This is a genomic window from Streptomyces sp. NBC_00510 (assembly GCA_036013505.1).
Classification (GTDB): Bacteria; Actinomycetota; Actinomycetes; order Streptomycetales; family Streptomycetaceae; genus Actinacidiphila.
In genome coordinates this window covers 7,240,001-7,251,962 of sequence record CP107851.1, presented here as the reverse complement: position 1 = coordinate 7,251,962, position 11,962 = coordinate 7,240,001, and the positions used below count along the sequence as shown (strand labels likewise).

At 71.6% G+C, this 11,962-nt stretch carries 10 protein-coding genes and 2 rRNA genes (1 of these 12 only partly in view); 2 read left to right on the top strand and 10 right to left on the bottom strand.

The features are described 5' to 3' along the window. Positions 1 to 96 precede the first annotated feature (96 nt). From recN to OG937_32735, 5 genes are read right to left on the bottom strand one after another with little or no spacing between them, the layout of a single operon-like run. Entirely contained in the window at positions 97 to 1,839 is a 1,743-nt protein-coding gene (gene recN / locus OG937_32755; GenBank protein ID WUD76123.1) for a DNA repair protein RecN, read from the bottom strand. Positions 1,840 to 1,888: 49 nt separating this feature from the next. Continuing rightward, positions 1,889 to 2,827 carry an NAD kinase gene (locus OG937_32750; GenBank protein ID WUD76122.1) on the bottom strand — a complete coding sequence of 313 codons (939 nt, stop codon included), beginning with the start codon at positions 2,825 to 2,827 and terminating at the stop codon, positions 1,889 to 1,891. Beyond that, positions 2,824 to 3,630, bottom strand: coding sequence for a TlyA family RNA methyltransferase (locus tag OG937_32745; protein WUD76121.1), 807 nt, complete (start codon positions 3,628 to 3,630; stop codon positions 2,824 to 2,826). Before OG937_32745 ends, OG937_32750 begins: the two co-directional genes overlap by 4 nt. A 7-nt stretch (positions 3,631 to 3,637) precedes the next feature. Continuing rightward, positions 3,638 to 3,874: a hypothetical protein gene (locus OG937_32740; GenBank protein ID WUD78964.1), complete on the bottom strand. Its 237-nt coding sequence runs from the start codon at positions 3,872 to 3,874 to the stop codon at positions 3,638 to 3,640. 16 nt (positions 3,875 to 3,890) lie between these two features. Then, positions 3,891 to 4,958, bottom strand: a complete 1,068-nt coding sequence (locus tag OG937_32735; protein WUD76120.1) for a histone — start codon at positions 4,956 to 4,958, stop codon at positions 3,891 to 3,893. Between the two features lie 147 nt (positions 4,959 to 5,105). On the opposite strand from OG937_32735, the gene OG937_32730 reads away from it, so the two are divergent. Then, entirely contained in the window at positions 5,106 to 5,453 is a 348-nt protein-coding gene (locus OG937_32730) for an SCP2 sterol-binding domain-containing protein (GenBank protein WUD76119.1), read from the top strand. Here the strand turns inward: OG937_32730 and OG937_32725 are convergent. Next, positions 5,450 to 6,472 carry an HAD-IIA family hydrolase gene (locus OG937_32725; protein ID WUD76118.1) on the bottom strand — a complete coding sequence of 341 codons (1,023 nt, stop codon included), beginning with the start codon at positions 6,470 to 6,472 and terminating at the stop codon, positions 5,450 to 5,452. The two genes, OG937_32730 and OG937_32725, sit on opposite strands and share 4 nt — an antisense overlap. Before the next feature lie 72 nt (positions 6,473 to 6,544). Between OG937_32725 and OG937_32720 the strand changes: the two genes are divergently transcribed. Then, positions 6,545 to 7,828: a DUF1015 domain-containing protein gene (locus OG937_32720; GenBank protein WUD76117.1), complete on the top strand. Its 1,284-nt coding sequence runs from the start codon at positions 6,545 to 6,547 to the stop codon at positions 7,826 to 7,828. Between the two features lie 65 nt (positions 7,829 to 7,893). On the opposite strand, the gene OG937_32715 is transcribed toward OG937_32720, so the two are convergent. The 4 genes from OG937_32715 to OG937_32700 form a co-directional block, all read right to left on the bottom strand. Further along, the gene (locus tag OG937_32715) at positions 7,894 to 8,769 is read right to left on the bottom strand and encodes a tetratricopeptide repeat protein (GenBank protein WUD78963.1); all 876 of its coding nucleotides are present in this window, start codon (positions 8,767 to 8,769) and stop codon (positions 7,894 to 7,896) included. 23 nt (positions 8,770 to 8,792) lie between these two features. Beyond that, entirely contained in the window at positions 8,793 to 9,701 is a 909-nt protein-coding gene (locus OG937_32710; GenBank protein WUD76116.1) for a hypothetical protein, read from the bottom strand. Positions 9,702 to 10,006: 305 nt separating this feature from the next. Continuing rightward, positions 10,007 to 10,123, bottom strand: a 5S ribosomal RNA gene (rrf, locus tag OG937_32705). Between the two features lie 105 nt (positions 10,124 to 10,228). Further along, a 23S ribosomal RNA gene (locus OG937_32700) occupies positions 10,229 to 11,962 on the bottom strand; it runs 1,389 nt beyond the window's last position.

Here is an 11,962-nt window from a genome sequence, read left to right as displayed (position 1 = left end):
AGCGACGGCCCACCCGGCCCGGGGCCCACGACAGCGGCCGCGCCACCGGGCACACGGGCCCGGTGGCGCACCGCGTACCCGCGGTCCCGGCGCGCGTCAGCGCGCTTCGCGGGCCGCGGCCAGCAACTCCTCCGCGTGCGCCCGCCCGAGCTCCGAGTCCTCCAGCCCCGCGAGCATCCGCGACAGCTCGCGTACCCGCTCCTCACCCTCCAGGACGCGCACCCCGCTCCGCGTCACGGACCCGTCGTTCGTCTTCTCGACCAGCAGCTGCCGGTCCGCGAACGCGGCCACCTGGGGCAGGTGCGTGACGACCACGACCTGCGCGGTCCGCGCCAGACGCGCCAGGCGCCGGCCGACCTCGACCGCCGCCTTGCCGCCGACGCCCGCGTCGACCTCGTCGAACAGGTACGTCGGCACCGGGTCCGACCCGGCGAAGACGACCTCGACGGCGAGCATCACCCGGGACAGCTCACCGCCGGAAGCACCCTTGGCGATCGGCCGGGCCGGGGCGCCCGGGTGGGGTGCGAGCTGCAGCTCGACCTCGTCCGCGCCGGTCGCGCCGTAGGCGACCCGGCGGCCGCCGACCTCGATGCCCTCCTCGTCCTCCGTCTGCCGTAGGGCGACACCGACCCGGGCGTGCGGCATGGCGAGCTGCGCGAGCTCCGCCGTGACGGCCGCGGCGAAACGGTCCGCCGCCTCCCCCCGGGCGTCGGTGAGGGCCTGGGCGAGGTCGCCGAGCTCGGCGCGCAGCGCGTCGCGCTCCCCGGTGAGCTCCCCGATCCGCTCGTCGTCGCCCTCCAGCTCGCCCAGCCGGGCCGCGCCCTGCTCGGCCCACGCCAGGACGGCGTCGATGGACTCCCCGTACTTGCGGGTGAGGTGGGCGAGGACGGCCCGCCGCTCCTCCACGACCGCCAGGCGCCGGGGATCGGCGTCCAGGTCGTCGGCGTACCCGGCGAGCTCGCCGGCGACGTCACCGAGGAGGATGCCGATCTCGCCGATCCGGTCCGAGAGCGCGGCCAGCGCCGGGTCGTGGGAGCGGACGGCGTCCAGCGCGCGCTGGGCGCCCGCGACGAGCATGCCCGCGTCGACGCCCTCGGGGTCCTCGGGGTTCCCCGCGAGCGCGGCGTGCGCCTGGGTCGCGGCCGACGCGAGCGCCTCGGCGTGGCCCAGCCGCTCGGCCTCGGCGGCCAGGTCGGCGTCCTCGCCGGGCAGCGGCTCGGCGGCGGCGACCTCGTCCAGGCCGAAGCGCAGCAGGTCCGCCTCCTGGGCCCGCTCCCGGGCCCGCGTGGTCAGCTCGTCCAGCTCGCCCGCGACCTCGCGCAGCCGCCGGTAGGCGCCCGCGTACTTGGCCAGCGGCACGGCGACGGCGTCGCCCGCGTACCGGTCCAGCGCCTCACGCTGGCGGGCCGGCCGCAGCAGGCCCTGCTGGTCGGTCTGGCCGTGTACGGCGACCAGCTCGTCCGCCAGCTCGCCCAGCAGCCCCACGGGGACCGAGCGCCCGCCCACGAAGGCCCTGGAGCGGCCCTCCGCCGAGACGGTACGGCTGATGAGCAGCGCACCGTCGTCCAGCTCGGCGCCCGCCTCCTCGGCCCGCACGGCGGCGGGCGCGCCCGCCGCCAGCGTGATCCGCCCCTCGACCGACGCCGATTTCGTACCGATCCGGACCAGACCGGGATCGGCACGGCCGCCCAGCAGCAGCCCGAGACTGGTGACGACCATGGTCTTGCCCGCGCCGGTCTCGCCGGTCACCGCGGTGAAGCCGGGCGACAGCTCGACCACGGCGTCCTCGATGACTCCCAGCGACCGGATCCGCATTTCCTCCAACACGGATACGACCATACGAGGTTTGCGGGCCGCCGCGCGACGGGCCTCACCCCTGAGGGCAAACTCAGTGCGGCGCGCCCCGCCAGCCGGCCACCGGCAGCGCGAACTTCGCGACCAGCCGGTCCGTGAAGGAGGCGTGGTGGAGCCGCGCCAGCCGCACCGGCACCGCGCCCCGCCGGACCTCCACGCGGGCCCCGGCCGGAAGGTCCACCGAGCGCCGCCCGTCGCACCACAGCACTCCGTGCGGAGTCTTCGGCTGCACCTCCACCGCCAGCACCGACTTCGGGGAGGTCACCAGCGGCTTCGCGAAGAGCGCGTGCGCGCTGATCGGCACCATCAGCAGCGCCTCCACCTCGGGCCAGACCACCGGCCCGCCGGCCGAGAAGGCGTACGCGGTCGACCCGGTCGGGGTCGCCATCACCACCCCGTCGCCGCCGAAGCGGGAGACCGGACGGCCGTCCACCTCCGTGACGACCTCCAGCAGCCGCTCGCGCGCCTGCTTCTCCACCGACGCCTCGTTCAGCGCCCAGTCGGTGTGGACGACCCGGCCGTCGTTGCGCACCAGGACGTCGATCGTCATGCGCTCCTCGACCTCGTAGTCGCGGGTGACCACGCGGTCGACGACCTTGTCCAGGTCGTCGCGCTCGGCCTCCGCGAGGAAGCCGACCCGGCCCAGGTTGACGCCGAGCATCGGCACCCCGGAGGCGCGCGCGAACTCCGCGCCGCGCAGCAGCGTGCCGTCACCGCCCAGGACGATGATCAGCTCGCAGTCCGCGACGGTCTCCGGGCCGATCTCCTGCACCCGCTGCACCCCGCCGTCCCCGGGCAGCGTCAGGTCCTCGGCCTCCTCGGCCAGCACCCGTACGCCGATGTTGCAGCGCTTCAGCCCCTGGACCACCCGCTCGGCGCTGCGGATGGCCGCCGGCCGCCCGGTGTGGGCGAGGAGGAAGACGGTGCGGCCGGACGTCCCGTGCACCTCGTGCGTCTCGTGCGTCTCGCTCAACGGGGCCCCTCCGCCACAGCGCGGTCGACATCCGCCGGGTCCAGTTCGGGCGCCCCGGCGCGCAGCCACAGAAAGTACTCCACATTCCCCGACGGTCCCGGCAACGGGCTCGCGGTCACGCCCAGCACCCCCAGTCCCAGTGCGGCCGCCTGTCCGGCGACCTGTCGTACGGCCTCGGCGCGCAGCTGAGGGCTGCGGACGACACCGCCGCTGCCCAGTCGCTCCTTGCCCACCTCGAACTGCGGCTTGACCATCAGGACCAGGTCCGCGTCGGGCGCGGCGCAGCGTACGAGGGCGGGCAGGACGAGCCCGAGCGGGATGAAGGACAGGTCGCCGACGACAAGGTCCACCGGCTGGTTGTCGATCTGCTCGAGCGTCAACTCGCGCACGTTGGTACGGTCCTTCACGGTGACGCGTTCATCGCTCTGCAGCGACCACGCGAGCTGCCCGTAGCCGACGTCGACGGCGACGACGTGCGCCGCGCCGTTGCGGAGCAGGACGTCGGTGAAGCCGCCCGTGGACGCCCCGGCGTCCAGCGCGCGGCGCCCCTCCACGAGCAGCCCGTGGGGCACGAACGCCGCCAGCGCCCCGGCCAGCTTGTGGCCGCCGCGGGAGACGTAGTCCGGGTCCGAGGCGTCATCGGCGACGACGACCGCGGCGCTGGTCTCCACCTGCGTGGCGGCCTTCGTCGCGGTCGTCCCGCCCACGGTCACCCGGCCGGCGGTGATCAGCTGCCCGGCGTGCTCCCGCGAGCGGGCCAGGTTCCGGCGCACCAGCTCGGCGTCGAGTCGGCGTCGTGCCACGTGAGGTTCAGCTCCTGTTGTCGGCGTCGAGTCCCGTGAGCGTGTCGCGCAGCCCACGGTGTACATCCTCGTACACCTCGACGTGATCCTCGGTGGGAAGCAGGTCGGCATCCCGCAGGCGGACAAGGACGGCGTCCACCTCGGTATTCCCCGTGGCGTCCAGCACGACCCCCAGCGGACGCGGCCCCGCGTCGGCGACCGCCTCCGCCGGGACCGAGGCCTCCGGTGCGGGCGCGGGTGCCACGCCCTCGAGCCCGGCCTCAGTCACGTCCCTCCACCTCCTGCGTGCGGCCCGCCGCCTTCTTGGCGGTGGTGGCCTTCTTGGCCGCGGACGCGGTGCCGGAGGCGGTCGCCTTCTTCGCCGGGGCCGTGGTCTTCGCCGGGGCCGCCTTCTTCGCGGGAGTGGCCTTCTTGGCCGCCGTCGTCCTCTTGGCCGGGGCGGTGGCAGCGGTGCCGGACACCGCGGCGGTCTTCCTGGCGGGGGCGGCCTTCTTGGCCGCCGTCGTCTTCTTCCCAGGCGCAGCCGCAGCCGCGCCGGGCGCTGCCGCGGTCTTCTTGGCAGGGTCGGCCTTCTTGGCCGCGGACGCGGTGCCGGAAGCGGTCGCCTTCTTCGCCGCGGCCGTGGTCTTCGCCGGGGCCGCCTTCTTGGCCGGGGCGGTCCGCTTCGCGGCAGGGGCCGCCTTCTTCGCCGCGGGCGACTTCGGCGGGGCCGCGTTCTTCCGCGCGACCGGCACGGCAGCCGTGCCCGGGGCCATGTCGGGCTCCGGAACCACAGGAACCTCAGGCGTGGCGGGAGGCTGCGCCGGCGCGGCGTTCTTGCGCGCCACCGGGGTGGCGGCGGCAGCGCCCGTCCCCGTGGGCTTCTTCGCGGCCGCGGGCGCGGGCGCGGACCTGGCGACCGGTGCGTGCTCCACCGGCGGCTGCGGCGGCACGTACAGACCGGGGTCCGGCTCCTCGTCCGTCAGGTCGGCCCCGGCCGGCTCCCGGTCGTCGTCCTCCAGGTTCCGGATGCGGCGTTCCAGGGCCTCCAGGACGACTCCGACCTTGGTGACCTCGTCCGCGAGCCGCCCGACCCGGCTCATCGCCTTGTCGATCTCCTCGCGGATGAGACCCACGAGCAGGTCGCGGTTGGCCCGTCCCGACGCCAGCAGCTCGTCCGCGAGCGTCTGCACCTCGGGCGGGATCCGCTCGCCGATGCTCCGCTGGACCGCGTCGACGTCTATCCCGGTCTGGTCGAGCAGTTCCTTGGCCGCCCCGACCGCCCGTCGCCGGGTGGCCTCGGTCAGGCCGCCCGCGATCTGCAGACAGGTCCGCAACGCGTCCCGCATACGCCCTCACTCCTCGCCTTCGCCAGTTCCCCAGAGTTCGTCGGTCACGACGCTACCGCCTATGGCGCCGCGTCTCCCCGACGGTCCCCTGCGGTACGGTCGATCAGCACCAGCACGAGCCACGTCCGAACGGGAGACGCACAGCCCATGGCGACCATCGAGGAGTGCCGCAGCGCGCTCGAGCGGCTGTCCGAGAACCTCGCCGGGACCGAGGGCGACCTGCGCAGCGCGGCCGCGCTCGACCGCTCGCTGAGCTGCCGCATCACCGATCTCGACGTCACCTTCGTGGGACGTCTGGTGGACGGCCGCATCCAGGACGTGGTCACCGTGCAGGGCCCGCCGGCCGAGCGCGCCGAGATAAGGCTGACCATGGCCGGTGACGACCTCATCGCGCTCGTCGACGGCAAGCTGCACTTCGCCAAGGCGTGGGGCAGCGGCAGGGTCAAGCTGGAGGCGGGCTTCCGCGACCTGCTGCGGCTGCGCAAGCTCCTCTAGAGCCCCAGCCGGTCCAGCGCCTTCTCCGCGTCCAGGTCGCAGGAGCCGTCCCCGGCCCGTGTCCAGGCCGCCGCGCACAGCGCCCGCAGTCCGTCCATGGGCTCGCCGTCGCCGTCCAGCAGCAGCGCCCCGTCGCCCGCCGAGGCGGTCCAGCCACCGCAGCGGTACGCGCCCCCACCGGCGTCCGTGACCTCGGGCTGCGGGGTGAGCAGGCCGCGCAGGTCGGCGTCGACGTAGGTGGGCCGGTGCTCCGGCGGAGCGGCGAGCAGCAGTGCGGGAGTGGTGACCCCGGTGAGCACCAGCAGCGAGTCGACGCCGCCCGCGTGGGCGCCCTCGATGTCCGTGTCGAGCCGGTCGCCGACCACCAGCGGCCGTCGCGCGCCGGTCCTGATGACCGTCTCCCGGTGCATGGGCGGCAGCGGCTTGCCCGCGACCTGCGGTTCGCCACCGGTCGCGATCCGGACCACCTCGACGAGCGCGCCGTTCCCCGGTGCCGTGCCACGGGCGGTCGGGATGGTCAGGTCGGTGTTGGAGGCGAACCACGGCACACCGCGGTTGACCGCGTACGCCGCCTCCGCGAGCTGCTCCCAGCCGACCTTGGGCGAGTAGCCCTGCACGACCGCGGCCGGGTCGTCGTCGGCCGAGGCGACCGGCTGGAGCCCGCGTTCACGCAGCGCCTCCACCAGCCCCTCGCCGCCGATCGCCAGCACCCGTGCGCCCTCCGGGACCTGATCCGCGATCAGCCGGGCCACCGCCTGGGCGGAGGTGATGACCTCTTCGGCCTCGGCCGGCACGCCGAGCCGCGTCAGGTGCTCCGCGACGGTCCGCGGCGTGCGGGCGGCGTTGTTGGTGACGTACGCCGACCGCATGCCGTGGGCCCGCGCCGAGCCGAGCGACTCCACGGCGTGCGCGATCGCGTCACCACCCGCATAGACCACTCCGTCCAGATCGAGCAGGGCGGTGTCGTACGCCTGGTCAAGGGGGCTTTCACTGCCGGCCGGGCCGGTCCTGTGGGTCATCGGGCGGTCGCTCCTCGTATGTCGTCGATCACTCGGCACACTTCGCGGACATGACCCGCGTAGCATGCCCGGATGAGCAATTCCGGACCCGCTGTACGGGGCTTGCGGCTGGCGCCGTTCCGCGCGCTCCGCTACGTCCCCGAGCGGGTCGGCAGCCTGGCCGCGGTCACCTCGCCACCGTACGACGTCGTCGTCCGGCCCGAGGAGCAGCGGCACCTGGAGACAGCCGACCCGCACAATGTCGTGCGGCTCATCCTGCCCACCGCCGAGCCCCCGGACGGCCGGCATCGCAAGGCCGCTTGGGCGCTGTTCCAATGGCAGGAGGAGGGCGTCCTGGCCCTCGACCCCAAGCCCGCCCTGTACGTGTACGAGCAGCGCGAGGGCGATCAGGTGCAGCGCGGCCTCATCGGTGCCCTGCGCCTGACCCCGCCCGAGGAACGGATCGTGCTGCCGCACGAGGACGTGATGCCCGGCCCGGTCGCCGACCGCGCGGCGCTCATGCGTGCCACGGCCGCCAACCTCGAACCACTGCTGCTGGCGTACCGGGGCGACGACGGGGAGGCGGCCGAGGTCGTCGAACGCACCGTCGCGGGGCCGCCCTTGCTGGCCACGACGACCGAGGACGGCATCCACCACCGTCTGTGGGCGATCACCGACCCGGGGGCGATCGCCGCGGTCGACGCCGACCTGTCCCGGCACCAGGCCGTCATCGCCGACGGCCACCACCGCTGGGCCACGTACCTGCTGCTGCAGGCCGAGCACGAGGCCCCCAGCCCCTGGGACTACGGCCTGGTGCTGCTGGTCGACACCGCCCGCTACCCGCTGCGGGTCCGCGCCATCCACCGCGTGCTGCCGCAACTGCCCGTCGCGCGGGCCGTCGAGGCGGCCCGCCACGCCTTCCGCGTACAGGAGCTGCCCGGCCCCCTCCCGGAGGCCCTGGCCGCCCTGGAGGCCGCGGCGGCCGAGGGCAACGCCTTCCTGCTCACCGGCGACGGCCGCTTCCACCTCCTGGACCGGCCGGACACCGAGGCCCTCGACCGGGCCATCCCCACGGACCGGCCCGAGGAATGGCGGCAGCTGGACGCCACCGTGCTGCACAACCTGCTCCTGGACCGGATCTGGGAAGTGCCCGACGCCCCAGAGCACATCCACTACATCCACGACACCCAGGCCGCGGTCGAGCACGCCGAGCAGTATGGCGGCACGGCCGTGCTCATCCACCCGGTGCGCGAGAGCGTCGTGCACGACCTCGCCAAGCAGGGCGTGACGATGCCGCGCAAGTCGACCTCCTTCGGCCCGAAGCCGGCGACCGGCCTGGTGCTGCGCAGCCTGGAACTCGACGGCACGCCGGCCTGAAGCCGCACAACGCGAAGGGCGGCACCCGCGTGACGCGGATGCCGCCCTTCCCCTTGCTCCGGCGATCAGTCCTCGGTGCCCTTGGCGGGCTCCTTGAACGGGTCGTCCAGGAACGCCGTCGGGTCGGCCTCGTCGGTCAGGTCGACGTCCGACTCCCCGGCGTCACCGGCCTCGTGGTCCTCGTGCTCCTCGTCGTCGGAGGCCTCGGCATCCGCGGAGTCCTCGGCGGCCGCGTCGGTGTCGTCGCCGTCGTCGTCCCGATCCGCAGTGACGGGCGCGCCGGCCCCGGCGCCCTCGTCCGCACCCTCGTCCAGCGCGTCCACGAAGGCCACGCCGTCCAGCTGCGCCAGCCGGTCGGAGGCGTCCGTGCTGCCGCTCTGGTCGGCCTCCAGCGCCTTGGCGAACCACTCCCGGGCCTCGTCCTCACGGCCCGCCGCGAGCAGCGCGTCGGCGTACGCGTAGCGCAGTCGCGCCGTCCACGGGTGCACGGCGTTGGACGCCAGCTCCGGGCTCTGCAGGGTGACGACGGCGGCCTCGTTCTGGCCCATGTCGCGCCGCGCACCGGCGGCCACCAGGCGCATCTCCACCTGACCCGCGCGGTCCAGCTTGTGCACCTCCGGCGCGCCCGCCATCTCCAGCGCGCGCTCCGGGCGGCCCATGCCCCGCTCGCAGTCCGCCATGACCGGCCACAGGTCGACCGTGCCCGTCATCCGCCGGCAGGCCCGGAACTCGGCCAGCGCCTCGGCGTACCGCTCCGTGGCGTACGAGGCGAAGCCGGCCGCCTCACGCACGGCGGCGACACGGGACGCGAGTCGCAGGGCGACCCTGGAGTAGCCGTAGGCCAGGTCCGGGTCCTCGTCAAGCAGCCGGGCCACCATGACGAGGTTGCGCGCCACGTCCTCAGCGAGCGTCTTCGGCAGGCTCATGAGCTCCTGACGCACGCTGGGGTCGATCTCCTGACCCGTCACGTCGTCCGGGATGGGCAGCCGCTTGACCGGCTCCCGCTCCTCACGGCGCTCGTCACGGCCCCGGGTGTTCTCGAACCGCCCACGCCCCTGCACGTACGGCCGCCTGCCGCCGCCCTGGCCCCGCTCGTCATCACGACGCGGGCCGCGGGGACGCTCGTCCCGACGGTCGTCGCGACGGTAGCCACCACGGTCGTCGTCCCGGCGCGGCCCACGGGGCGGGCCGTCACGACGGTCGTCACGCGGACGATCGTCGCGGGGACGGTCGTACCGCGGCCGGTCGTCACGACGGAACCCACCGCGGTCGTCCCGACGGTCATCGCGGGGACGATCCTCACGGGGACGGTCGTACCGCGGCCGGTCGTCACGACGGAACCCACCGCGGTCGTCACGCCTGTCGTCACGCGGCCTGTCCTCACGGGGACGGTCATAGCGCGGGCGATCGTCGCGACGGAACCCACCACGGTCATCGCGGGGCCGGTCCACACGAGGCCTGTCCTCACGGGGACGGTCATCGCGACGGAACCCACCGCGGTCGTCCCGACGCTCATCACGCGGCCTGTCCACACGGGGACGATCCTCACGGGGACGGTCATAGCGCGGCCGGTCATCGCGACGGAACCCACCGCGGTCGTCCCGACGCTCATCACGCGGCCTGTCCACACGGGGACGATCCTCACGGGGACGGTCATAGCGCGGCCGGTCGTCACGACGCGGCCCACCGCGGTCATCCCGCGGCCTGTCGTACCGCGGCCGGTCCTCGCGCGGACGGTCGTCACGGGGACGATCCTCACGGGGACGGTCGTACCGCGGCCGGTCATCGCGACGGAACCCACCGCGGTCATCGCGCCGGTCATCACGCGGCCGGTCGTCGCGACGAGGCCCACCGCGGTCGTCACGACGGTCATCACGACCCCGGTCCTCGGACCGCCCACGCGGACGGTCGTCGCGGCGGTAACCGCCGCCGGCCCGGTCGCCTTCGCGCCGGGGGCCGCCGCTGCGGTATCCACCCCGGTCGCCGCCCTGGCGCGGAGCGCGCCGCTCAGGCCGATCAGGCCGTTCCTCGGGCGAGTTGGACATCGACGTGACTCCTGTCGTTTGTGCTGCCGTAGTGCCAGTCTCTCGTACCAGTTCGCGAACTGTGCACCACGCTAAAAAACAAAAGGACCCCCGGTCCCAGCGCTTTGGCCAGGACCGAGGGTCCACAAAGATTGTTCGGCGGCGTCCTACTCTCCCACAGGGTCCCCCCTGCAGTACCATCGGCGCTGAAAGGCTTAGCTTCCGGGTTCGAAATGTAACCGGGCGTTTCCCTAACGCTATGACCACCGAAACACCATCGGGTGTTAGGCGAACAAGCACACTTTTCAGTTAAGTGACTGGTTCAACCGGTGCGACCGTTCGCAACCCGGGAACCAAACAGTGGACGCGAGCATCTGAGGACAAGCCCTCGGCTTATTAGTACCGGTCAGCTCCACCCATTACTGGGCTTCCACATCCGGCCTATCAACCCAGTCGTCTACTGGGAGCCTTAACCCCTCAAGGGGGTGGGAGTCCTCATCTCGAAGCAGGCTTCCCGCTTAGATGCTTTCAGCGGTTATCCCTCCCGAACGTAGCCAACCAGCCATGCCCTTGGCAGAACAACTGGCACACCAGAGGTTCGTCCGTCCCGGTCCTCTCGTACTAGGGACAGCCCTTCTCAAGACTCCTACGCGCACAGCGGATAGGGACCGAACTGTCTCACGACGTTCTAAACCCAGCTCGCGTACCGCTTTAATGGGCGAACAGCCCAACCCTTGGGACCGACTCCAGCCCCAGGATGCGACGAGCCGACATCGAGGTGCCAAACCATCCCGTCGATATGGACTCTTGGGGAAGATCAGCCTGTTATCCCCGGGGTACCTTTTATCCGTTGAGCGACGGCGCTTCCACAAGCCACCGCCGGATCACTAGTCCCTACTTTCGTACCTGCTCGACCCGTCAGTCTCACAGTCAAGCTCCCTTGTGCACTTACACTCAACACCTGATTGCCAACCAGGCTGAGGGAACCTTTGGGCGCCTCCGTTACTCTTTAGGAGGCAACCGCCCCAGTTAAACTACCCACCAGACACTGTCCCTGATCCGGATCACGGACCGAGGTTAGACATCCAGCACGACCAGAGTGGTATTTCAACGACGACTCCACAATGGCTGGCGCCATCGCTTCACAGTCTCCCACCTATCCTACACAAGCCGAACCGAACACCAATATCAAGCTGTAGTAAAGGTCCCGGGGTCTTTCCGTCCTGCTGCGCGAAACGAGCATCTTTACTCGTAGTGCAATTTCACCGGGCCTGTGGTTGAGACAGTCGAGAAGTCGTTACGCCATTCGTGCAGGTCGGAACTTACCCGACAAGGAATTTCGCTACCTTAGGATGGTTATAGTTACCACCGCCGTTTACTGGCGCTTAAGTTCTCAGCTTCGCCCCACCGAAATGGAGCTAACCGGTCCCCTTAACGTTCCAGCACCGGGCAGGCGTCAGTCCGTATACATCGCCTTACGGCTTCGCACGGACCTGTGTTTTTAGTAAACAGTCGCTTCTCGCTGGTCTCTGCGGCCACCACCAGCTCAGGGAGCAAGTCCCCTCACCAGCAATGGCCCCCCTTCTCCCGAAGTTACGGGGGCATTTTGCCGAGTTCCTTAACCACAGTTCACCCGAACGCCTCGGTATTCTCTACCTGACCACCTGAGTCGGTTTAGGGTACGGGCCGCCATGAAACTCGCTAGAGGCTTTTCTCGACAGCATAGGATCATCCACTTCACCACAATCGGCTCGGCATCAGGTCTCAGGCTATGTGCCAGGCGGATTTGCCTACCTAGCGCCCTACACCCTTACCCCGGGACAACCACCGCCCGGGCTGGACTACCTTCCTGCGTCACCCCATCGCTCACCTACTACTGGATAGGTTCAGCGGCTCCACCACTCCCCATCACTCCGAAGAGATCAAGGGCGGCTTCACGGCCTTAGCATCACCAGATTCAGCGCTGGCGCTTCAAAGCGGGTACCGGAATATCAACCGGTTGTCCATCGACTACGCCTGTCGGCCTCGCCTTAGGTCCCGACTTACCCTGGGCAGATCAGCTTGACCCAGGAACCCTTAGTCAATCGGCGCAAGAGTTTCCCACTCTTGT

Excerpts from the sequence above, each read along its gene's own strand:
- recN (WUD76123.1), bottom strand. The coding sequence starts at position 1,839 with ATGGTCGTATCCGTGTTGGAGGAAATGCGGATCCGGTCGCTGGGAGTC.
- OG937_32735 (WUD76120.1), bottom strand. The coding sequence starts at position 4,958 with ATGCGGGACGCGTTGCGGACCTGTCTGCAGATCGCGGGCGGCCTGACC.
- OG937_32730 (WUD76119.1), top strand. The coding sequence starts at position 5,106 with ATGGCGACCATCGAGGAGTGCCGCAGCGCGCTCGAGCGGCTGTCCGAG.
- OG937_32725 (WUD76118.1), bottom strand. The coding sequence starts at position 6,472 with ATGACCCACAGGACCGGCCCGGCCGGCAGTGAAAGCCCCCTTGACCAG.
- OG937_32720 (WUD76117.1), top strand. The coding sequence starts at position 6,545 with ATGAGCAATTCCGGACCCGCTGTACGGGGCTTGCGGCTGGCGCCGTTC.
- OG937_32710 (WUD76116.1), bottom strand. The coding sequence starts at position 9,701 with ATGACCGTCGTGACGACCGCGGTGGGCCTCGTCGCGACGACCGGCCGC.